Raw genomic sequence first — 22525 nt, 5'->3', positions numbered from 1 at the left:
CTATGCAGCACGTGGACGGTCTGGCTGCATGTGCGATGACCACTTCGCTCTGCTGGAAGCTATAGCGGAGGGAGACACCGACAAGGCCGAGCGCTTGATGTCAACACACATCGGTCACATACAGGCAAGAATGGACTTGAGTGAGCCTGATGACATCGTGGATATCGAAGAGGCTCTTTCCAATGCATTCTGAGATCGAGCAAAGACTAACCAATCTTCGTGGATATGGGTCTACCCCGCCCCATCCACAATGGCCGAATGATGCCCGTATTGCCTTGTCCTTCGTACTCAATATCGAAGAAGGTTCAGAATCACACATCCTGGATGGGGATTCTGCTGCCGAACACCTGAATTCCGACATGTTGTGTGGACCATGGGAGGGGATCCGCAACCTCAACATGGAGTCTCACTACGAGTATGGAACCCGCGTCGGCGTCTGGCGGCTACTCGACATCTTTCGTGATCGGTCACTACCCTTGACGGCTTTTGCGGTTGCCCAGTCCATGGAAAGAGTGCCGGAGATCGCCGAACGACTGGTTCAGGATGGCCATGAGATTGCTGCGCATGGCTGGAGGTGGATCGACTATCGTAACGTCGAACTTAAGTCTGAACGCGAACATATGCGACGTTGTGTCGATATTCTGGCGAGATTGACAGGCAAGGCACCAACTGGCTGGTACACAGGAAGAATCAGCACCAATACTCGAAACTTGGTTATTGAACATGGTGGATTTACCTACGATTCCGATGCCTACAATGATGAGATCCCTTATTGGATAAAACATAGTCAGGGGCACCACCTGGTTATACCATATAGCTTTGATACTAACGACATGCGATTTGCTTCTTCCCCTGGCTTCGATACCGGAAAGGACTGGCTTGATTACCTGTGCGCCACCTTCGACCAACTGTATCGGGAGGGGGAAAAATGCCCACGAATGATGTCAATTGGCCTACACTGCCGCTTGGCTGGTCGTCCAGGACGTGCCGCTGCACTTGAGAAATTTCTTGACTATACCACTATGCACCAAGGAGTCTGGATTGCACGGAGAGAAGACATTGCTAAGCACTGGTTCAACCACCACCACCCCAACTCTAACCCTTAACCCTTTTCACTTATTAGATAAAATGCACATACTTTAACGCAAGACTATTCCTATAATGGCTTGACTGATTTAAGAAAAACACAGCCACTCTACATTCTTAGCGAACTTCTTTAGAAACACCCCGGCATTTATAAAAAATTCAAATGGCAATCAACTTAACCTGTCAGGTTTTAATTCTTACGTCCTTTCGCTGCACAGCAGCGGGGCAGGAGCAATGAGATGCGACTATTGTTGCTAAATGGTAATAGTAATGCTGCCTTGACCGCGCAGATGGCTGAAGAGGCACGACGCATTCTGGGCCAGAGTGTAGAGGTGCTGCCGGATACGGCTACAGACAGTGTTCCTTACATCGGCTCTCGCCGAGATTGTGCCTTGGCCGGCGCTGAATTAGTTAAATTAGTTGAGAGTCATTTAGAGAAAGATGACAGGCGCTACGATGCTATACTTCTGAGTTGCTTTGGCGAGCCAGGCATCACCGCAGTTCGCGAGATCAGCCTGTGCCAGTGGTAGGAATGCTTGAGTCCTCGTTGCTAACCGCCCAGCAACTGGGCGGGCGCTTCTCAATACTTACTCCCGGAGAGCGTTGGCCGAAGATGATTGAAGAGACGGTATACGATCTCGGTTTAGCGCGGCGCTGCCTAGCCATAGAAGCAATTAACATCGAAGACTTGAAATTACCAACCCAACGTGAAGAGATGCATCGCCGCCTAGCTGAGACCCTAATCCGACACCAGAAAAGGCTAAACCCCGATGTGACAATCATTGGCGGAGCAGCTTTCGCCGGGCTGGCTAATAGCCTACCTGCTCAACATAACTCTCGGCTTGTCGACTGCTTCGAGGCTGCGATACTGCAATGTCAGGCGCTGATGCAGCTAGGCGGTGAATCGACCCGGATATTATAAATTGGAGTATAGAGTAGCCCCAAGACAGAGCCTTATTCGAAAATCATTCCGAGCATCTATATTCATGCTCAGAACCCCTTAGCCACGCCACGGGGCCGGGCCGGCTGTGGCTTGTCACACTTCAGGAAGCGCCCATGGCCCGGCACGGCGGTCGGTTCACCGTCCCGGGAGACAACGCTGCCCCGGCACAGGGTGAGTACCGGCCTCCCGGTCAGCTCTAGCCCCTCGTAGGGGGTGTAGTCCACGGCATGATGCAGGGTCGCGTTCCGCACCGTGGTGCGGACATCGGGGTCCCATAGGGTCAGGTCGGCATCGCTGCCGATGGCGATGGTGCCTTTGCGGGGATAGAGGCCATAGATCTTGGCCGGGTTGGTGGCGGTCAGCGCAACGAAGCGGGTGGCATCGATGCGCCCCTTCACCACCCCCTCGGAGAAGAGGATCGGCAGCCGCGTCTCGAGCCCCGGAATGCCGTTGGGGATATGGTGGAAGCCGGCCTCGTCACCATGCAGCTTCTTACCCTGGGGGTCATCGTAGCGAAAGGGGGCGTGGTCCGAGGAAAAGACCTGGAAGACGCCACTCTCCAGCGCCTGCCACACCGCCTCCTGGGCCGCCTTGTCGCGGGGGGGCGGGCTGCATACGCACTTGGCGCCCTCGAAGCCCTCCTTATCCAGGTCGGCGGCGGTGAGCATCAGGTACTGGGGGCAGGTCTCGCCGTAGACGCGCAGGCCGCGTCCCTGGGCCCAGCGGATCTGCTCGATGGCCTCGGGACCGGACACATGCACGATCAGCAGTGGCACGTCAATCAGCTCCGCCAGGGAGATGGCGCGGTGGGTGGCCTCACGCTCGGCGATCGCCGAATGCGCCACGCCGTGGTAGAACGGCGACGTCTGCCCCTGGGATTCGAGCAGTTCAGTGAGATAGGCAATGCAGTCAGCGTTCTCGGCATGCACCATCACCATGCCGCCCTCGCGGCGGGCCATGGCCAGCACCTCGAGGACCTCCCGGTCATTGAGCTTGAGGTCGTCGTAGGTGAGGTAGATCTTGAAGGAGCTGTAGCCCTCGGCGATCAGCGCCGGCAACTCCTCCTTGAGCACCGTCTCGGTGGGGTCCGTGACGATCATATGGAAGGCGTAATCGATCAGCGCCTGGCCCTCACTACGGCGGTGATAATCCGCCACCGCGGCACGCAGGCTCTGCCCCTTCTGCTGGGCGGCGAAGGGGATCACCGTGGTCGTCCCACCGCAGGCCGCCGAGCGGGTGCCGCTCTCGAAGCCGTCGGCCATCACCGCGCCGTCGCTCAAGGGCTGATCCAGATGACAGTGGGCATCGATGCCGCCGGGCATTACCCAGAGGCCGTCGGCGTCGATCACCTCCTCGGCGCCCTCCAGATCGTGGCCCAGGGTGACGATGCGCCCATCCTTGATGCCGATATCGGCCTGGTAGCGATCGGCGGCGGTGATGATCAGGCCGTTCTTGATCAGGGTATCTAGCTGCATGATGTCACTCTCTTGTTGTATTGATTGGCAGGTACGCGCGGTTCGGCCCGCGCGAGGCGCCGACGCTCTCTCAGACTGGCGCGGGCCGATCACCCCGGTCCCGCCTTCGTTGTCAGCGTCTTCAGGTAGTTCAACCAGCCGCCATGCCGGGTGATATCCACAACACCCGGCCGATCGATGGCACTCTCTCGCAGACGCATGCTCAGGGCGCCCGAGCCATCCTCCAGCTCGATGATGGTCAGCTCGAGTTCGTCCGGCTCATTCGGCAGCAGGCCTTCGCGCAGCTGGCCATGGGAGAGCGCGTAGAGCTCTCCCGGGACTCTCTCCCTGCAGATGCCACGGGGAGCAGGCCGGGAAACTCGTCCCTCACCGAGTAGAAGCGATAGCGGGGGGCCGTCTCGATCGCCCCCAGGTATCGGGCTCCCTCCAGCGCAAAGCTGAGACTGCGCCCGACATGGCCTGCCCGTTGACAAACATCCTCAGCACTCTCTCCTGGGGGTGCATACCTACCTCCTGTTCGTTGTCAGCCTATCAGCCGGCGTGTGTTGTCGAGTCACTGCACCTGTGAGTGTCCTGGGGCGGCGTCAAGGGCCCAGCCGCGGGTCCTGGAAGAGGCCGCCCCAGCCCTGGATGCAAGTGGTGTCCTCCCCCGCAAGCTGCAGAGACTTCCATACCGCGACGCTCACCGAGTCATAGATTGGAATGCCCAGCTCCTGCTCCAGCGCCGGCACAATGGCGGCACCTCGCATATTGGTGCACAGCAGAGTAATGGCCTGGGGATGGCACTGAGCCACCTCCCGCACCAGCCCCGCCAGGGTCGCTTCGTCGTATTCCGAGAAGGAGAAGTTGCCACGGTCATTGAGGTGGCGCTCCGCCACTACCTCGATGTCCTCGGCAGCGTAGTTAGCGACGATGGCCGCCTGGATTTCATCGAGATAGGGCGTCACCAGTCCCAGTCGGGTCACCCCGGTGCGTGTCAGGATCTCGTTGAGCGCCAGCACGCTGCTGGTGGCTGGCACCCCGGTCGTCTCGGCAATAGCGGCGCACAGCTGGCGGTCGGTTTCGAAACCCAACCAGCTCGCCGAGGTACCGCTCCAGGCGATAACGTCCATCCGCGCGTCGTTGAGCAGCCGTGCCGCCTCCAATTGGGGCGTGGGATCGAACGCCTGGTCCGGGCCGCTCAGTGAGGTCTCCTTGACGGTGAAGCGCTGGAAATGGGCTGTGACCCGGGGAAAGAGCCCTTGAAGCAGGGCCGCGGTATAAGGCTCTAGCACAGTATTGGAGGAAGGCGTCAGCATGCCCAGCAGGGTACGATTCATGGCTTGCTCCGAGTCTGTCATTGATATTCTGTATACAAAAACCTCACACCCCAATAGATTCGCACAGCTCTGTTTTTTTGCAAGAAAAACCCATTGAAATACAAATTTCCAGGAAAATTAAAAACTATATCATTGTTTTTTAAACGCTTTTAAAAAAAATTGTATTCTATGTTTTGTATTTTCTGAAAACCTTCGCTAGGGTTCAAACAATCGCCTACACAGAAAAACAAGGCGATCGGCAGCCCACTCGTGAAACAAAAGGAACCCTGTATGACAACAACAACACGCCTTGCAAAATGCTCTGCAGCCATCCTGTTGGCGCTCGGCCTAGGCTCTCCTCTGCTCGCTAACGCTGATACCCTGCGCTTCAGCGGCAACTTCCCCGATGACCACTCCAGCAGCCGTGCCATGGAGATCTTCCGGGATGCCCTGGCCGAACGCACCGACGGTGACTTGAGCGCCCAGCTGTTCCCCAACATGCAGCTAGGCGGCGCCAGCGAGAACGTCGATCAGGTTTCGTCTGGGTCCATCGCCGGCACCTGGGTCGGCATCGCCTTCCTGTCGCGTACCGTGCCGGAGCTGGAGGCCCTGAGCCTGCCCTTCGCCTTCGCTGATCGCGAGGATGCCTTCGCCCTGATCGATGGTGACTTCGGCGAACTGCTCGACGAGAAGCTGGCCGAGAAGGGGTTCGTGGCGCTGGGCTATATGGAGCTGGGCTTCCGCCATGTGACCAACAACGAACGCCCCATCGAGACCATCGAAGACCTCAACGGTCTGAGAATCCGCCTGCAACCCAACCAGACTCACCTGGACACCTTCCGTGCTATCGGCGCCAGTCCGATCTCAATGGATATCAGCGAGGTCTACGGCGCCTTGCAGCAGGGGGTGCTGGACGGCCAGGAAAATCCCTACAGCATCATCAGTACCCGCCGCCTGGACGAAGTGCAGGGCCATCTCTCCGATACCGGCCACTTCTATGACTTCATCGTGGTGGTGGCCAACCGCAACGTCTTCAATCGGCTAAGCGAGGAGAAGCAGCAGGCCGTGCGCGATGCCATGGCCGAGGCGGTGGCCTGGCAGCGGCAGACCGCCGCCGAGGAGGATGAGGCGGCCCGGGCGACGCTGATCGAACGGGGCATGCAGTTCACCCCGATCAGCGACGAGACTCGCGCCGCCCTGCGTGAGGCCAGCCAGGGGGTGGTGGAGCAGCTGCGCGACAGGATCGGCGCCGAGGTTGTCGACCGAGTGCTCGAGGAAATAGGGTCATGACTCCCGCCTGGCACCAGCTGGAGGCGCACGCCTCCAGCCCAGTCAAGCGCCACTTCCTGCATGGCCTGGTGCTGCTCGACCGGACATCCTATTACGCCATTCTGGTGGCCATGGGCATGATGACCCTCCTCGTCTCGGCCCAGGTGTTCACCCGCTATGTACTCTCCAGCTCTATCGACTCCGCCGACGAACTCTCGCGGCTGTTCTTCGTCTGGGCGATCTTCCTGGCCATTCCTCATGGGATCAAAGTCGGTATCCATGTGGGCATCGACGCCCTGGTCTCCCACCTGCCTGAGAGGCTACAGCAGCGCCTGGCGCAACTGATGGCCATTGTCGGTGCCGCCATGATGGCGGGGCTGTTCTGGATAAGCGTGGGGGCTGTAGCCAGCAAGTGGCAGGAGCTGATGCCCACCCTGCCGATCACCGCCGCCGTCTTCTATATCGCCGTGCTGGTCTGCGCTGGCCATAGCTGCCTACATCTGCTAGCCCAGGCCCTGCGCCTGGAGCCACTGCCCAGCGCGCCGGCAGTGAAAGGAGGAGAGCCTTCATGACGCCTGCCATCATCTTTACCTTCCTAGGCTTCGCCTTGCTGCGCATGCCCCTGGCTTTTTCCCTGGGCCTCGCCTCCCTGGTGGGCCTCTATGTGGGCGGCATGGATTTCTCGATACTCCCTCAGCGCATGATGCACTCTGTCAACAGCTTCCCACTGATGGCTATTCCGCTGTTTATGCTGGCCGGTGAGCTGATGGTGGCCGGCGGCGTCCTGCAGCGCCTGGTGGACTTCGCCAACTCGTTGATCGGTCGTATACATGGTGGCTTGGCCCATGTGGCCATCGTCGCCGGTATGGTACTGGCGGCAGTGAGCGGGGCCGCCGTCGCCAGTGCCAGTGCGTTGGGCAGCTCACTGGTGCCTCCATGCGCCAGCAGTACGGTACCGGCTACAGCAGCGCCGTAGTAGCCTCTGCAGCCAACCTGGGGGCCATCATCCCTCCCAGCAACGCCATGATCGTCTACGCCTTGATGGCCGGTTCATCCGTGTCGGTAGGCGGACTCTTCATGGCAGGCGTCGTTCCCGGAATCATCTTGGCAGTTGGCTTCATGGGGCTGGCCAGCTTTATCGCCATGCGCCGCCGCTACCCGCTAGGCACCGAGAGCAGGATCGGCCTTAAGCACGTGCTGGTGCAGACCTGGCGCGCCATGCCGATCCTCTTGATGCCCATTGTGGTAGTGGGCGGCATCGTTGGTGGCGCCTTCACACCGACCGAAGGAGCTGCCATCGCCGTTGTTTATGCGCTCTTGATCGGCTTCTTCGTAACGCGCAAGCTGCGCATCTCCGACCTGCCCAAGGCGATGTTCAATGCTGCCGTGACCGCAGCCATGGTGGGGGCTCTGATCGCTTTCGCTTCCACCATGACCTTCGCCTTCACCCTCGACCTGATCCCCATGCAACTGACCCAATGGGTACAGAACTTCACACAGGATCCGCTGGTGTTCTTGTTGCTCGTGATGGTGCTGCTGATCGGGGTTGGCATGTTTATCGAGTCCAATGCCGCTTACATCATGCTGGTGCCGCTGCTGGCGCCCATCGCCCTAGCCTATGGCATCGACCCTTTGCTATTCGGCTTTCTATTCGTCATGAATCTGGTAGTGGGAATGATGACACCGCCAGTGGGCGTACTGCTATTCGTGATGTGCGGCATCTCAAAGATCAGCCTCAATGAACTGATGAAGAGCGCCTGGCCCTTTATCGCTTTCCAGTATGTAGTGCTGTTCGCCTGTATCGCTTTTCCGGGCATCGTCACTTGGTTGCCGCGGGCACTGGGATACTGACTGCCTGCCCCTCAGGCTCCAAACAGGAGCCGGGGCTTTTTCTTTTAGCGGCGCGGGCTACCCCGCCACGAACATAATTAGTGAGCACGCCATGAAATTACTGGTCATTAACCCCAATATCTCAATCGATGTCACCGCCCTAATCGAACGGGAGGCTCGCCGCAGCATTAGCACCTGCACCGAGCTGACCATGGCCACCGCGCCTTTCGGTGTGGCCTATATCGAGACCCGCGCCGAGGCCCAGATTGGCGGCTATGCTGCAATGCAAATTGCCGCAGAAAAGTATGAAGGTCATGATGCCGTTATGGTGGCGGCGTTTGGCGATCCGGGGCTCACCGCCCTGCGTGAGATTCTACCGATCCCGGTAGTAGGAATGACCGAAGCAGCTCTGGTTAGTGCCTGCCAACAAGGAAGCCGTTTTTCGGTGATCGCGATCTCCCAGCGCATCCAGGCCTGGTACCGTGAAACCATAGCCGGCTACGGCTTCTCCGATCGCTTAGCGAGTATTCGCGCGCTAGACGAGCCCTTGGCCCATATCGGTCGAGTACAGGAGGATCAGGGCGAGCGCTTGGTGGCTCTGGCCGAGCGGGCGGTTCGAGACGACGGTGCCGATGTCCTGATCCTTGCCGGAGCACCTCTCGCCGGCCTGGCCCGCGACGTGGCTACACGCCTACCAGTACCTACCCTCGATGGGGTCACCTGTGCGTTGCATCAAGCTCAGGCCATGGTCAACCTGGGGGCGCCAGCACCCTCTGCGGGCAGCTTTGCTGCTTTGCCCAGCAAGCCCTGCCTTGGTCTCCCTGAGAAACTGGTACAGTTGGTAGGCCGTCAAGTACTGACTAATCGCATCTGACTGGAATTCTATTGTATCAGTGGAAAAATTGAACCATCCAGTCAAGAGGAGATGCCTATGAGTACAGATTCACCTGCGGGAGTAGCCCGCATCACTGCACCAACCTTGGCTCAAGAAGCCTACCAAACCTTGCATCGACTTATCGTACGGGGCCAACTAGCCCCGGGGGAGCTACTTCAGGAGCCTACCCTCTGCGAACAGCTGGGCATCTCACGAACCCCCCTGAGAGAAGCCCTGAAGCGTCTGTCCGCAGAAGGGTTGGTGGTAATGCCTCGCAACCGCCGGGCTCGGGTAGCCCCCATTGATGCCAAGGAGCTGGACCATCTTTTCGAGGTAGAGGCTGGTCTGGAAAGCTTGGCCGCCGGCCTGGCCGCAAAACGCATGACCAATACCGAACTCAAGCGCCTCGAAACCTTACAAGAGCGCCTTGAGCGACTTCTTGTGAAGGGCGACCGCAACGCCTATTTCGAACTCAACCAACGCATTCATGGATTGATCGTAACTGGCGCCAAAAACCCCGCGCTGGAGGAGACCCACCGAAGCTTGCTAGGACGTCTGGAACGAGCGCGCTACCTAGCCTGGATCGCTTGGGTCGATGGCAGGAGTCGACAGAGGAGCATCGCCAGATCCTTGAGGCACTGAAGGCCCGAGACAGCGATTTGGCCCAGCGCCTACTGGCCAACCATATCCGTCATACCGGGGAAGCGATTGCCTGCATAAACCGCCCGACCTCTTGACCCTCTGACATCCTGCTGAAAGCGCCAGAGGGCCCTCCCACCTGGAAGAGCCACTTGCTTGGCAGAATTTTTAATCAGAGGCTGACACGCAGCGCCAGGAGGTACTCGTCGCAGTTATTGCCCTCGCCGCCACGGTCGACGACCAGGAATTCACCCTCCCGCTCGAGCACCGACTGAATCGCATGCCAGGTCCCGGCCCGGTAGTTCACGCCCTGACGGCCATCGGTGACGAAGGCTCGCACGTCGGCCGGGGCGATGGCATCCCCCGGCGGGGCGACCACGATCACGAAGCGCTCCTCGTGCAGCGGCATGAAAGCCTGGCTGCCCAGGGGATGACGCTCCAGGAAATCGAGTTCCAGCGGCAGCGAGATCGGCTGGCTGACGAAGATACTGATCAGCGCATGAGCCTGTTCGCCCAGGGTCTCGACCTTCGCCAGGTCGTGGTAGCGTCGGGTGCGCCCGGCGTTGATGTGAAAGTAGTCGGCCGTGCGCGTGTCGATGATGTCACCGAAGGGCGCGAAGGCCTCCGGCGTCAGCGGCTCGGCTTTGAGTTCCAGCATATTGCCCCCCTTCAGAGGTTTTCTCGACAGTCAGCCTGAATCACCGGGCTGTTCCGGCGACAGGCCTATGAGGAGGCGCTGTGAACCCATCCCTGGGCGCTACATTTGCCATCCATGGCAAATGACCTCCTCTCCGGCCTGTCCCCGGCGCCCTAGTGTCGCGGTTTATTCAGCGAGCCCCGAGCCGCAGCTTCGGATGGCGATTCACATCCTTGTAGAGCAGATAGCGGAACGGCCCCGGGCCCCCGGCATAGCAGGCCTGGGGACAGAAGGCGCGCAGCCACATGAAGTCGCCGGCCTCGACCTCGACCCAGTCCTGATTCAGGTGATAGACCGCCTTGCCCTCCAGCACATAGAGGCCGTGCTCCATGACGTGGGTCTCGTCGAAGGGAATCACCGCTCCCGGCTGGAAGGTGACGATATTGACGTGCATGTCGTGGCGCACATCGGCCGGGTCGACGAAGCGGGTGGTGGCCCAGCGGCCTTCCGTGCCCGGCATCGGGTTGGGCTCGACATCGTTCTCGTTGACCACGAACGCCTCCGGCACCTCGATGCCCTCGACGAACTCGTAGGCCTTGCGCACCCAGTGAAAGCGCACCGGGGCATCGGACTCGTTGCGCAGCTGCCAATGACAACCCGGAGGCAGGAAGGCGTAGCCACCCGCGGTCATGTGATGGCGCTCACCGGCCAGCGTCAGCGTCATCTCGCCTTCCACCACGAACAGCACGCCTTCTGCGGCGGGATCGAGTTCGGGCTTCTCGCTGCCACCGTCCGGCGACACCTCCATGATGTACTGACAAAAGGTCTCGGCAAAGCCGGAGAGCGGCCGTGCCAGCACCCACAGGCGGGTATTGTCCCAGAACGGCAGGTTGCTGGTGACGATGTCGCCGAAGGTCCCCTTCGGGATCACGGCGTAAGCTTCGGTGAAGATCGCCCGGTCCGACAACAGCTGGGTCTGGGGCGGATGTCCGCCCCGGGGGGCGTAGTAAGTACGTTGGCTCATAAGAGGGTCCTACTAGTCAGAAAACGGTGGTGAAGATCAGCGTGGCAAGCCTGGTGGCCCGAAAATGTCGGCGCAGAACAACCCGCTAACGCAGCGAGAGGCGCCGGGAACAGGCCGAAGAGGGGGTCCGATGCCATGGATGGCATCGGTAGCGCCCAGGGAGGGGTTCACAGCGCCCCCTCGCAGGCCTGTTGACGGATCAGCCTCGAGCGGACCGCCCGGCTGCGACATTGCTTATGTCAACGCCCCGGCGCCGGATGATGCTCGGCCCAGTGGCGAGCGATATCCACGCGGCGCGTCACCCAGACCCGGTCGTGGGCCTCGATATGGTCGAGGAAGCGCTGCAGTGCGCGAAAGCGACCGGGGCGGCCCAGCAGCCGGCAGTGCATGCCCACCGAGAGCATCTTCGGCGACTCCTCCCCTTCCAGATAGAGCACGTCGAAGGCGTCGCGCAGGTAGCTGAAGAAGTGGTCGGCGGTATTGAAGCCCTGGGGGGCGGCGAAGCGCATGTCGTTGCTGTCCAGGGTATAGGGCACGATCAGGTGGTCGTGTTCACGACCCTGGCTATCCGCCTCGCGGGTCCAGAATGGCAGGTCGTCCCCATAGTAGTCGCTGTCATAGAGGAAACCACCCTCGTCGAGCACCAGCCGGCGGGTGTTGGGGCTGTCGCGGCCGGTGTACCAGCCCAACGGCTTCTCCCCATAGAGGCGCTGGAATATCTCCATGGCGCGCTGCAGATGCTCACGCTCCACATGCTCCGGCACGTCCTGGTAGTGGATCCAGCGATAGCCGTGGCAGGCGATCTCATGGCCCAGCTCCTTGAAGGCATGGGCCACTTCAGGGTGGCGCTCCAGCGCCATGGCGACGCCGAAGACCGTCAGCGGCAGGCCACGCCGTTCGAATTCGCGCAGGATGCGCCAGACCCCGGCCCGGGAGCCATACTCGTAGATCGACTCCATGCTCAGGTGCCGGTCGGGAAACGAGGGCGCGCCGATGATCTCGGACAGGAACTGTTCGGATCCCGAATCGCCATGCAGTACGCAGTTCTCGCCTCCCTCTTCATAGTTGAGCACGAACTGCACGGCGATCTTCGCCTTGCCGGGCCAGTTGGCATGGGGGGGCGTGCGGCCATAGCCGACCAGGTCGCGGGGATAATCGCTGCTTACACTCATCAAGGACGTTCCTCTTGTTCTGTCTGGCTCACTCTTCCTGGCTCACCCTATCTGTCGCATGTCAGGCCAAGGCTACTATCTGGCAACAACACAGCTGGCAGCAACACAGCCTGGCAACAACACGGTGCAACACTTAATGTATACAATGGGAAAATAGACTGTATCCATCCCTATTGCAAGACATCACCCTATCCCCCACGAAGGCCCAGGCTGGTCGAGGCGGCAGGACTCACTGTCGTTTTTCTCCTCACAGCATCATCTCTTGTATACAAGAAATCAAGTGCGCGTATTCGATCCGCTACTGCCATCGATGCAAGGACGATTCCTCAGGGGGCGCAGAGCCGGCTGGCGGCAATGCCTGTCAGTTCGTGTATACATTAATTATCACTCGTGGTCGCCACTTCCACCCACCTTGTCGGTATTGCGACTTAAGTCTAGCAAGACAAAACGGCTCACCATCCACATTTTTAGAATGCAGTCATTTGATTTAAAAGCATAATATATCCAATTCCAGCCTCCCGACGAAGTGCTTGCACAGACGAAGCCATCCGCCTATTTTGTGTACAAAGACATTTTATTTTGTTCACAACAAGCGTAATACGGAGCTCCTGATGCAGATACGCCTCATCAACCCCAACACCACCCGGGCCATGACCACGAAAATTGGCGAGGCCGCCCAGCGCATTGCGGCGCCAGGCACCCATATCAGCGCCACCCAGCCCGCCGCCGGTCCGGTTTCCATAGAGAGTCACTTCGATGAGGCAATCAGCGCCGTCGGCGTGCTCGAGGAGGTCATGGCCGGTGAGCGCGATGGCGTCGACGCCTACGTGATCGCCTGCTTCGGCGACCCGGGGCTGCTGGCCGCCCGTGAACTGACCCGCGCGCCGGTGATCGGTATCGCCGAGGCGGCCTTCCATATGGCCGCCCTGATCAGCACTCGCTTCTCCGTCGTCACCACTTTGGGACGCACCGGCATCATCGCCGAGCACCTGCTGCAGCAGTACGGCTTCAGAGACCACTGCCGACGGGTGCGAGCAGCGGAGATACCGGTACTGGACCTGGAGGAAAACGGCGAGATGGCACTGAACCGCATCATCGACGAGTGCCGCCGGGCCCGGGACGAGGACAACATCGGCGCCATCGTACTCGGCTGCGGCGGCATGGCCGACCTGACCGAGGAAATCAGTCGGGAGGTGGGGCTTCCGGTCGTAGAGGGGGTCACCGCCGCGGTGAAGCTGGCCGAGGCCGTGGTCGGCCTGGGGCTTGGCACCAGCAAGCATGGCGACCTGGCCTTTCCCAGACCCAAGGCCTTTACCGGCCAGTTCGAGCACTTCTCCGGCCTGGCAGCCATCGGCCAGGCACACCCCAAGCACCAGTAAGCATCACTGGCAGCCGTCAGCAACGAATGGCCCGAGTGACGGCACGGGCGACCGACAACGATAAATTTGGCAAACATCCTTGCGAGGACACAATAATGAGCGATCCGACAGCAAAGGCGCAGCCCGCCGCCCCGGACATCTCTATGGGCACAACAGTTGGCGCCACCAAGGCGCCGGGGGACGAAAGCCTGGCCCCCCAGCATACCCGCATCATGGGGCGACCCTCCTACTTCCTGGCCTGGTTCGGGGGATGCGTATCGATCGGCACCTTCGCCATGGGCTCCAGCGTGGTGGGCACACTGAACCTGATACAAGCGACGCTGGCCATTGCCATCGGTTGCTTCGTGATCGGCATCGCCCTGGCCATCAATGGTGCAGCCGGCTACAAGTACGGCATTCCCTTCATGGTCCAGGCGCGCAGCGCCTTCGGCTTCGCCGGCACGCGCATACCCGGCCTGGTCCGCGCCGTACCCGCCATCGTCTGGTACGGCTTCCAGAGCTGGATCGGCGCCGGTGCACTGAATATGGTATCGGCGACACTGTTCGGCTTCGACAACCTGATCTTCTACTTCATTACTTTCCAGTTCCTGCAGATCGGCCTGTCGGTGATGGGCTTCCAGGGCATCAAGTGGCTGGAGAACATCGGCAGCGTCTTCATCCTCGCCTCGCTGACCTACATGTTCTATGCCACGGTGCAGCGCTATGGCGATGAGCTTTCCGCCAACCTGCTGACCATGGAAGGTTCCTGGGGGATGCCGTTCTGGGGCGCCACCATGCTGTTCCTGGGCATCTACAGCACCATGATGCTCAACGTCAGCGACTACTCCCGCGAACACAAGAAGGGAACCGGGCCTGGCTTGCTGACCACCATCTATGCCATGTCAATCCTGCCCTGCACCATGTTCATGGGTCTGATCGGTTTCATGGTATCCGAGGCCACCGGCACCGCCGACCCGATTCAGGTCTTCGCCAATGCCGTGGACAACACCCCGCTGCTGATGACCACCCTGCTGTTCATCGCCTTCGCCCAGGTCACCACCAACGTGCTCAACAACGTGGTGCCGCCGACCTATGTGCTGATGGACGTGTTCAAGCTGAAGTTCCCTGTCGCCACCGTGATCGTCGGCCTGCTGGCCTTCGCCACCTTCCCCTGGAAGCTGGTACAGCCGGAATCCGCCGCTGGCCTGCAGCTGTTCGTGCAGACCTACTCCGCCTTCCTGGGCCCGATCTTCGCCATCCTGGTGGTCGACTACTACATCCTTCGTCGTCGCACCCTGGATATCGGCAAGCTGTATGACGAGACCGGCCCCTATCAGGGCGTCAACTATGCTGCACTGGTCGCCACCGCCGTCGGCATCGTATCGGCGCTCACCTTCTCCGCCGTCTCCTGGTACGCCAGCCTGATCCCTGCCGGCATTACCTACTACCTGCTGATGCAGCACTGGGCCCCCTGCCAGCGCTTCCGCCAATAACCCCAAAGCGGAAACGGCAAGCGTCCCGGACCATGGTCCGGGACGCTTGCCGTGCAGGTAGACAAGGAGTGGAGCTTGGCGGCCTCAGGCGCCGAAGATGCTGTGCAGGTCCGGCGCTTCAGCTTCCTCCTCGACAATGGAGAGCGACGCCTCGATCGCCTTGAGGTGGCGACTCATGAAGGCCTGGGCACGCTCGCCGTCGCGAGCCTCCAGGTGGCCGATGAGATCATCGTGATCGTGTGACTCGCAGCCCAGGTGGCCAGGGTTGCCGTAAACGGCCAGGATCAAAGAGGAGCGCGAGCAGAGCTGGCCGACGAACGCCGCCAGGGTTGCGTTTCCGGAGAGCTGGGCCAGACGCTCGTGGAAGGCGGCGGAGAGCTTGATGGCACGGCTCTGCTCGCCGGCTTTCAGCGCCTCCCGCTCTCGATTGGCCATGTCACGCAGTTCACGGACATCCTCGGGCGTGATTCGCCGGGCAACGTCCGGCATCAGGCCACACTCCACCATCTGTCGCGCATCGAAGACATCCTTGGCTTCATCCGCCGTCGGTCGAGTGACACTGGCCCCGCGGCGCGGTGTCAGCGTGACCAGTTGCTCCAGCGCCAGGCGCTGAAGAATCTTGCGGATACCGGTACGGCTGATACCGAACACCTCGGCCAGGGCATCCTCGCGCAGCCTCGCACCGGGCCTGAGCCGATGCTCGATGATGGCATCGCTGATCGAGCGATAGATGGTCTCGTGGCGTTCGGCGCCATCGCCGTTCTTGCCCAGGCGTCGGGGAGGCGCCTTGTCCGACGCTTCGCCATCGGCAAGGCCTTGCCGCTGATTCATGGTATCCCTCCTTGTATGCCCTATCATGGCAACCATTGTATACGTATCGCGGGCCGACAATGAACCTGACTGCAACGCACACAGCCCGCCATGAGGCGGGCTGTAGGGCGATCGCGGGAAGCGGCGGCTACGGGATCATTCCGACCAGGCGGCAATGATGTCACGCTCCTCGTCGGTCATGCCGGTCATGTTGCCCAGCGGCATATACTTGCTGGCGACCACCTGCTGGATCTGACTCTTCTGGCGCAGGATCTGGTCCTCGGCATCATAGGCGACGCCGGCCGGCGGTGCGGCAAAGCCGGGCTGGGTCGGCTCCCGGGAGTGGCAGGCGACACAGTGCTGGTCAATCAGGCCACGAACCTCCTCGAACTCGGGAGCATCGGCTGCCGTATCCCTGGCCGTATCGGCGGTCGGCGCGGCAGGTGCCGCCAGCCAGAACGCCACCAGGATCAGAGCCGCGCCCGCTACGGGGTACGCCGGCTGGATCTTTCCCGCGTGCATCAGCACGAAGAACTGGCGAATCAGCGCGCCGGCAAAGATGAACAGCGACATCAATATCCAGGCGTACTCATGACTGTAGACGAAGGAGTAGTGGTTGCTGATCATCAGCAACACCACCGGCAGCGTGAAGTAGGTGTTGTGCACCGAGCGCTGCTTGCCGCGCTTGCCATCCAGCGGATTGGGCGTCTCTCCCGCCTTCATGGCGTTGACCATGCGCCGCTGGCCGGGAATGATCCAGAAGAACACGTTGGCCGACATGGCGGTTGCCATCACTGCACCGGTCAGCAGGAAGGCTGCACGACCGGAGAACATCTGCACGCTCAGGTAGGCCACCACCACCATCATCACCGCCACCGCGATGCTGAGCACCCCGTCACGGGTCATGTTGGGGCTGATGCGCTTGCACAGCTCGTTATAGACGACCCAACCGGCGGCCAGGAACACGAGGGCCAGGATGTTGGCCTGCCAGCCGCTCATGTTGGCAGCCCACTCCCAGTTGGCATTGGGATTTACCAGGTAAAACCCCGGATTGAACATGTAGAGCGTGACAAATAGCGCGAAGCCCGACAGCCAGGTGGTGTAGGACTTCCAGAACGACCAGTGCAGGTCGTCGGGCAGCTTGGCCGGGGCCGTGGCATATTTCTGGTTGTGATAGAAACCGCCACCGTGCACGGCCCACATTTCGCCGAACACCCCTTTCTCACGATCCTCGGCCGCCTTGGGCTTCTTCAGGCCATTGTCGAGCATGACGAAGTAGATCGACTCACCGATCCAGGCGATGGCCGCGATGACGTGCAGCCAGCGCAGCATGAAATTGACGAACTCCAGCAGGTAAGCTTGCATCAGGTAGTCTCAACGTAGTTATTGTTGACGCCGTATGGCCGAACGCAGCGATTGAACTAGCGCGCTTCTAGCTGCCGCGGTAGGTGGAATAGCCATAGGGGGAAAGCAGCAACGGCACATGATAGTGCTGTGAGGCGTCGGCCACGCCAAATCGCAGCGGTATCACATCCAGGAAGCGTGGCTCGGCGGCTACCACCCCTTGACGTCGCAGATAGGCACCGGCGTGGAAGACCAGCTCATATTCGCCGGCCACGAACTCGCCGCCCTCCAGGATGGGTGCATCGCAGCGACCATCATCATTGGTCACGACACTCTTGAGGCGCGTGCGCTGCTCGCCTTCCAGCCGATAGACCGCTATCTCGATCCCCTCACCGGGCTGGCCTTTCGCAGTATCAAGAACGTGCGTTGTCAGTCGTCCCATCGGTTTCTCCCATGCTTGTCTGGCGATGCCATCTCAGGCGGTGCATCATGGTAACTGCAATGCTGAAGACAGTTTTAGCTCTTTTGATGGTACATTTCAAAATTTTTTTGTATACACTTTGCCATATGATTGAGTAAGCCCTGTTCCCCGACCACCCTTGCGGAGGCCACCGATGAGTGAAAAGACCCTCGAACCACGCCCCAGCACCCTCGACCGCCAGGCATTCGTCTCACAGTATGGCGATACCTATGAGCACTCCCCCTGGGTCGCCGACCTGACCTGGCAACAGGGCCTGGGCGACGAACAGGACACGCCATCCGGTCTTGCCGAGGCCATGGGACGGACACTGAGAGACGCCCCGGTAGAAAAGCAGCTGGCGGTGATTCGCGCCCACCCGGACCTTGCCGGCAAGGCCGCCATTGCAGGCGAGCTGACCGATGACTCCACCCGGGAACAGGCCGGTGCGGGACTCGACCAGTGCACTCCGGAAGAGATGGAACGCTTTCAACGGCTGAACGACGCCTACAAGACCCGCTTCGACTTTCCCTTCGTGATGGCCGTCAAGGGCAGCGATCGCCACGCCATCCTCGACGCTTCGTGGCTCGCCTGGAGAACACACCGGAACAGGAGCGGCGCACCGCCATCGAGCAGATCAACCGCATCGCCCGCTTCCGCCTGGAAGCCCGCACCGAAGCATGACCTCACGCAGCGCCAGCGTATCGCTGGCGCTGCGTCTCCCCCACCGCTCCCGCCTGCCTTGAATCGCCGCTGCTTCCCCTGGCTTCCCTGGCCATTTTTCATGCCTGCGCCCTGGTCTCGGTTCTTCGTCGCGTCGTTGCCTGAGACCAGCGGCAGAACGCACAACGCAGGGTGAAAAGCAGGCGACAAGATATGACCAAACGGTCAGAATAACGGTGTCATCCTGCTGTTTTTAAAAGAAGAAAATTCCTGGCGGGAAAAAATTCTCAGCAACTGTCTTTCAAAATAAAGATCATTGTGTACATTTAGATCAAGACAATGCATCCAAAAACAACATCACTGGATACAAAAACAAGCCTGAGAGCCTGACATGACCGACGACAAACTGTCTTCTTCACTGAAGAAACCATCTCGCACCATCAATCAGAACCCCGATGCCATGCCGCCGCTGGGCAAGGCCATCCCGCTGGGTATCCAGCACATCATGGCGATGTTCGCGGGGAATGTGACGCCTCCCATCATCATTGCCGGCGTTATCGGCGCCACCACCGGTGAGCAGATCTTCCTGATCCAGGTGGCACTTTTCGTGGCCGGCATCGCCACCCTGATCCAGACCATCGGCATGGGTCCCATCGGTGCCCGCCTGCCCATTGTTCAGGGCACCAGCTTCGGCTTCCTGCCCGTGGCCCTGCCCCTGGCTGGCACTTTCGGCCTGGCTTCGGTACTGGGCGCCTCCTTGATCGCCGGGCTGTTGCAGGTGGGCCTGGGCGCATTCCTCAAGAAGATCCGCCACTGGTTCTCCCCGGTGGTGACCGGCATCGTGGTGCTCCTGATCGGCATCACCCTGATGCCGGTGGGCCTCAACTATGCTGCCGGTGGGGTTGGGGCCGATGACTTCGCCTCCCCCACCAACCTGGGCCTGGCGCTGTTCGTGCTGGTGGTGACCATCGTCGTTCACCAGTTCGGCCGCGGCTTCCTCAAGGCTTCCTCCATCCTGGTGGGGCTGGTCAGCGGCTACCTGGTCGCCATCGCCCTGGGCATGGTGGACTTCTCCAGCGTCGGCAACGCCGCCTGGTTCGCCTTCCCCAAGCCCCTCCAGTACGGCCTGGAATTCCACCTGACAGCCATTATCGGCATGACCCTGATCATGTTTGTCGTCGGCCTGGAGACCATCGGCAACATCTCCGCCATCACCATCGGTGGCGCCGGCCGCCAGGCCAAGGATCGCGAACTCTCCGGCGGCGTGATGGCCGACGGCGTGGCCACCTCCTTCGCCGCCATCTTCAACACCCTGCCCAATACCGCCTACGCCCAGAACGTGGGCCTGATCACCCTGACCGGCGTGGTCAGCCGCCACGTGGTGACCATCGGCGGCATCCTGCTGATCTGCATGGGTCTGTTCCCGAAACTGGGCGGCCTGGTTGCCGCCATGCCCCACGCAGTGCTGGGCGGCGCCGGGGTAGTGATGTTCGGCATGATCGCCTCGGCGGGAATGAAGATCATCCAGGAGTGCGAGCTCAACCAGCGCGCCATGTTGATCATCGCCGTCGCCCTGAGCCTGGGCATCGGCCTGCCGGCGGTGGAGCAGATCGCCGAAACCATGCCCGGCCAGTTCGGCCTGCTGCTCAAGTCCGGCCTGGTACCCGCCGCCCTGGCGGCACTGCTGCTCGATGCAATCCTGCCCGGAAAGCCCAAGCGCGAGCCAATCGAGCCCCAGGAGGCCATCGCCGCCAAGAGCGAACAAGCCAAGTCCAACCTCTGAGGCGTTGAAGCCGCCTCCTTGATAAAGAACGCCGCCGGATGATCTCCGGCGGCGTTTTTCTGCCGGGTGAAGGGCTCGACTATCTAACTACACTGTAGAGGAAGGCCGCTTTCAGGAGGTTTGTCCATGTTCCGTGATCGTCTCGATGCCGCCAGGCAGCTTGCACAGCGTCTCGCGTCTCTCAAGGGGAGTAACCCTCTGATTCTGGCCATTCCCCGTGGCGGTGTGCCCATGGGGCGTCATCTGGCCGATGCGCTGGAAGGTGAGTTGGATGTGGTGCTGGTGCGCAAGATTCGCGCACCGGGCAGCCCTGAGTTCGCCATCGGCGCGGTTAGCGAAGATGGCAGCATAAAACTCGATGACGCCGCTTCGCATTTCTCCCCCGAAGCCGTGGAGCGAGAAGTCGAGCATCAGCGCCAGCTGTTGAAGGAGCGTCGGACACGCTACAGCCCGGTTCGTCCACCGATTCCACCCGAGGGCCGAGTAGTGGTGGTGGTCGACGATGGCAGTGCCACGGGCGCCACCATGGAGGCCGCCCTGAAGACGTTGAGCGGCCGCCCTGAGCGCTTGATCGCTGCCATGGGGGTCGGCTCTCCCAGCGCCGTGGCCCGCCTGGAAGCCGTGGCGGATGAAGTGGCCTGCCTGGAGGTGCCCCAGGGCTTCATGGGTGTCGGCCAATTCTATGCCGACTTCGGCCAGGTGGAAGAGGAGGACGTCATCGAGCTTCTGAGCCGCTCGTCCGGCTGAAGCGGAGCGTCAGGCGGTGGCGCCTGCAAAAAGACCGCCATCCCGAAGGATGGCGGTCTCTGCTCAGGCCCGAAGGCCTGTCCCGTTTCTGCTGAGCCTGTCTGGCGCTCTTGTCCGGTGGCCTTACTTGCTGGCCTGGACCTTCTTGACAGTATCTTCTGCCAGCTTCTGGCTAGTCTTGACGTTTTCTTCCGCCAGTTTCTGGCCGCTCTTGACGTTCTCTTCCGCCAGCTTCTGGCCCTTCTGCAGGAACTCCTGGCTCAGGGTAACCACCTTCTGGGTGTCGCCCTGGAGGCGCTCGCCCAGATCCTGAACGGCCTTCTGCTGATCGCTCACGACCTGCTTGAGGCCTTCGGCGTCCTTGACGTCGATCCAGGCACGGGCCTGGGCCAGGCTCAGGTCGCTATACGTGCGGAAGGCATCCAGCTGGGCGGCCATCAGCTTTTCATAATATTCCAGCGTCAGTGAACCATAGGCGCGGGCCGGCGCGACAAACAGGCTCTCGAACTGCTGAGTGGCTTTAGCGGTTGCTTGCTCGGTGGTCTTGCTCATGAAACACCTCCAGTATGATTCGGGTGATCAAGGCAGGTTCCGCTCCGAAACCGCCTTGTTGCAATGCAGCATAGCAAGCAGTTTTGTGCATTGCAACATAGCGCACCACGGGGCCGGATGGAAACGCCTCGCAGCCCTGCCAGTGGTTGACCTCAGCGGTAGGCACCCTCTATGTCGGTCACACGCATGGCCTTGCGGCCAAGGCCCTCGTGCAGGTCGAGCATGCGCTCGAGCCAGCCGTACAACGGGTCGGCGTTGGAAACCAGGTCGGCACTGGAGACCACGCGTGCCCACATGAAATTGCCGAAGACGAGATAGTCGGCAGCGGCCGGAGCTGCCCCATCGATGAAGTCGGAATCCTTCAGCTGTCCGCGCAGCGGCTCAAGGGCGGCATCCAGTTGGGTCAGCCCCTTGGCAGGCGAGTGAAACTCCTCGAGGGCACGCCCGAAGCGCTTTTCCCGCGTCTCGCGAAAGTAGTCGCGATCCCTGGGATGGATGGCATTGAGCAGGTCCATGACGATGGTACGCATCATCGCCGGCGCCAGGGAGCGCTCGGCATAGTGCTTGAAGAAACGGGCACGCGCCTCTGCCACCCCGCTTCCCAGCAGCGGCGCGTCGGGGTAGGCACGATCCAGGTAGCGCAGAATTTCGTAGCTGTCGGCTATGGTCTGATCACCGTCGACCAGAACCGGTACCTTGTCGGAGCCGGAGAAGACCAGCGCCTCCTTGTCGGTGAAATACCAGGGTCGGGTTTCCGCCGTCAGCCCCTTGTGCGCCAGGGCATAGCGAACCCGCCAGCAATAGGGAGAGAAGCGCAGCCCCTCGTCGATACCGCAGAGTTCGTAGAGCACCATCGCCATGCCGTCTCCTCGCTGTTGCAGGGTCATATAACCTGGGGATCATATAGCGATAGTGCCAGTCTTTTCCCGACGATACCAATTCATCTCCCACCATCCGAAACAGGTCAGATGACTATCCATTAGTCTAATCCCCTGATGGCGGACAGAGCGCGAACACATCATCCAACCTATTGTTTGAGTTCATGTAACAAATGAATGAGGGCACCGCATT

The 22525-nt window shown here is 60.7% G+C and carries 20 protein-coding genes and 4 pseudogenes; 13 read left to right on the top strand and 11 right to left on the bottom strand.

Features of this window, described 5'->3' with window-relative positions; translation table 11 throughout:
• The 3 genes and pseudogenes from Q427_RS30830 to Q427_RS36625 all read left to right on the top strand — a co-directional run.
• Positions 1-193 (top strand): FCD domain-containing protein (locus Q427_RS30830; RefSeq protein ID WP_155833401.1); only part of this gene is annotated, 193 nt, incomplete at its 5' end.
• Positions 183-1106, top strand: a complete 924-nt coding sequence (gene puuE / locus Q427_RS00190) for an allantoinase PuuE (RefSeq protein WP_043510091.1) — start codon at positions 183-185, stop codon at positions 1104-1106. The genes Q427_RS30830 and puuE (Q427_RS00190), both read left to right, overlap by 11 nt.
• Positions 1107-1325: 219 nt before the next feature.
• Positions 1326-2008 (top strand): annotated as a pseudogene (locus Q427_RS36625) (aspartate/glutamate racemase family protein).
• 68 nt (positions 2009-2076) lie between these two features.
• Here Q427_RS36625 and hydA read toward each other — a convergent pair.
• The 3 genes from hydA to Q427_RS00170 form a co-directional block, all read right to left on the bottom strand.
• Positions 2077-3597, bottom strand: a complete 1521-nt coding sequence (hydA, locus tag Q427_RS00180) for a dihydropyrimidinase (RefSeq protein ID WP_269321180.1) — start codon at positions 3595-3597, stop codon at positions 2077-2079.
• Entirely contained in the window at positions 3594-3977 is a 384-nt protein-coding gene (locus Q427_RS32940) for an allophanate hydrolase-related protein (protein ID WP_231613281.1), read from the bottom strand. Before Q427_RS32940 ends, hydA begins: the two co-directional genes overlap by 4 nt.
• A gap of 111 nt (positions 3978-4088) precedes the next feature.
• The gene (locus Q427_RS00170) at positions 4089-4823 is read right to left on the bottom strand and encodes a maleate cis-trans isomerase family protein (protein ID WP_043510085.1); all 735 of its coding nucleotides are present in this window, start codon (positions 4821-4823) and stop codon (positions 4089-4091) included.
• A 270-nt stretch (positions 4824-5093) separates the two neighbouring features.
• On the opposite strand from Q427_RS00170, the gene Q427_RS00165 reads away from it, so the two are divergent.
• The 5 genes and pseudogenes from Q427_RS00165 to Q427_RS00145 all read left to right on the top strand — a co-directional run bounded on the left by Q427_RS00165 (position 5094) and on the right by Q427_RS00145 (position 9512).
• Positions 5094-6092, top strand: coding sequence for a TRAP transporter substrate-binding protein (locus Q427_RS00165; RefSeq protein ID WP_043510084.1), 999 nt, complete (start codon positions 5094-5096; stop codon positions 6090-6092).
• Positions 6089-6643, top strand: coding sequence for a TRAP transporter small permease (locus tag Q427_RS00160; protein WP_051495993.1), 555 nt, complete (start codon positions 6089-6091; stop codon positions 6641-6643). Before Q427_RS00165 ends, Q427_RS00160 begins: the two co-directional genes overlap by 4 nt.
• Positions 6640-7922 (top strand): annotated as a pseudogene (locus tag Q427_RS00155) (TRAP transporter large permease). Before Q427_RS00160 ends, Q427_RS00155 begins: the two are co-directional and overlap by 4 nt.
• Positions 7923-8013: 91 nt before the next feature.
• Positions 8014-8775: an aspartate/glutamate racemase family protein gene (locus tag Q427_RS00150; protein WP_043510081.1), complete on the top strand. Its 762-nt coding sequence runs from the start codon at positions 8014-8016 to the stop codon at positions 8773-8775.
• Between the two features lie 51 nt (positions 8776-8826).
• Positions 8827-9512 (top strand): annotated as a pseudogene (locus tag Q427_RS00145) (GntR family transcriptional regulator).
• Positions 9513-9586: 74 nt separating this feature from the next.
• On the opposite strand, the gene Q427_RS00140 reads toward Q427_RS00145, so the two are convergent.
• From Q427_RS00140 to puuE (Q427_RS00130), 3 genes are all read right to left on the bottom strand, one after another.
• Positions 9587-10072 (bottom strand): ureidoglycolate lyase, encoded by a 486-nt coding sequence (locus Q427_RS00140; protein WP_043510080.1) that lies wholly within the window; start codon positions 10070-10072, stop codon positions 9587-9589.
• 169 nt (positions 10073-10241) lie between these two features.
• Positions 10242-11075 (bottom strand): bifunctional allantoicase/(S)-ureidoglycine aminohydrolase, encoded by an 834-nt coding sequence (locus tag Q427_RS00135; RefSeq protein WP_043510079.1) that lies wholly within the window; start codon positions 11073-11075, stop codon positions 10242-10244.
• Positions 11076-11314: 239 nt separating this feature from the next.
• The gene (puuE, locus tag Q427_RS00130; RefSeq protein ID WP_043510078.1) at positions 11315-12247 is read right to left on the bottom strand and encodes an allantoinase PuuE; all 933 of its coding nucleotides are present in this window, start codon (positions 12245-12247) and stop codon (positions 11315-11317) included.
• A gap of 611 nt (positions 12248-12858) precedes the next feature.
• On the opposite strand from puuE (Q427_RS00130), the gene Q427_RS00125 reads away from it, so the two are divergent.
• The gene (locus Q427_RS00125) at positions 12859-13626 is read left to right on the top strand and encodes an aspartate/glutamate racemase family protein (protein ID WP_043510076.1); all 768 of its coding nucleotides are present in this window, start codon (positions 12859-12861) and stop codon (positions 13624-13626) included.
• Positions 13627-13769: 143 nt separating this feature from the next.
• On the top strand, positions 13770-15098 hold the full coding sequence (locus tag Q427_RS00120) for an NCS1 family transporter (protein WP_043510095.1): 1329 nt from the start codon (positions 13770-13772) through the stop codon (positions 15096-15098).
• A gap of 84 nt (positions 15099-15182) precedes the next feature.
• Here the strand turns inward: Q427_RS00120 and Q427_RS00115 are convergent, their stop codons facing one another.
• The 3 genes from Q427_RS00115 to uraH all read right to left on the bottom strand — a co-directional run bounded on the left by Q427_RS00115 (position 15183) and on the right by uraH (position 17694).
• Complete coding sequence (locus tag Q427_RS00115) at positions 15183-15929, bottom strand: GntR family transcriptional regulator (RefSeq protein ID WP_043510074.1); 747 nt, start codon at positions 15927-15929, stop codon at positions 15183-15185.
• A 135-nt stretch (positions 15930-16064) separates the two neighbouring features.
• A complete protein-coding gene (locus Q427_RS00110; RefSeq protein ID WP_043510073.1) occupies positions 16065-17273 on the bottom strand; it encodes a urate hydroxylase PuuD in 1209 nt (402 codons plus the stop codon).
• Between the two features lie 67 nt (positions 17274-17340).
• Positions 17341-17694, bottom strand: coding sequence for a hydroxyisourate hydrolase (uraH, locus tag Q427_RS00105; protein ID WP_043510071.1), 354 nt, complete (start codon positions 17692-17694; stop codon positions 17341-17343).
• A gap of 172 nt (positions 17695-17866) precedes the next feature.
• Between uraH and uraD the strand changes: the two are divergent.
• The 3 genes and pseudogenes from uraD to Q427_RS00090 all read left to right on the top strand — a co-directional run bounded on the left by uraD (position 17867) and on the right by Q427_RS00090 (position 20902).
• A pseudogene (gene uraD, locus Q427_RS00100) lies at positions 17867-18393 on the top strand (2-oxo-4-hydroxy-4-carboxy-5-ureidoimidazoline decarboxylase).
• 370 nt (positions 18394-18763) lie between these two features.
• Positions 18764-20155 carry a uracil-xanthine permease family protein gene (locus tag Q427_RS00095; protein WP_051495992.1) on the top strand — a complete coding sequence of 464 codons (1392 nt, stop codon included), beginning with the start codon at positions 18764-18766 and terminating at the stop codon, positions 20153-20155.
• A 126-nt stretch (positions 20156-20281) separates the two neighbouring features.
• Entirely contained in the window at positions 20282-20902 is a 621-nt protein-coding gene (locus Q427_RS00090) for a phosphoribosyltransferase (RefSeq protein WP_043510069.1), read from the top strand.
• Positions 20903-21025: 123 nt separating this feature from the next.
• Here the strand turns inward: Q427_RS00090 and Q427_RS00085 are convergent, their stop codons facing one another.
• Both Q427_RS00085 and Q427_RS00080 read right to left on the bottom strand, forming a co-directional pair.
• Positions 21026-21454 carry a phasin family protein gene (locus Q427_RS00085; protein ID WP_043510068.1) on the bottom strand — a complete coding sequence of 143 codons (429 nt, stop codon included), beginning with the start codon at positions 21452-21454 and terminating at the stop codon, positions 21026-21028.
• Between the two features lie 152 nt (positions 21455-21606).
• On the bottom strand, positions 21607-22314 hold the full coding sequence (locus tag Q427_RS00080; RefSeq protein ID WP_043510067.1) for a glutathione S-transferase N-terminal domain-containing protein: 708 nt from the start codon (positions 22312-22314) through the stop codon (positions 21607-21609).
• Positions 22315-22525: the final 211 nt, after the last annotated feature.

The sequence above is a fragment of the Halomonas sp. BC04 genome (genome assembly GCF_000568385.1).
This window is presented reverse-complemented; position numbering and strand designations above follow the sequence as displayed.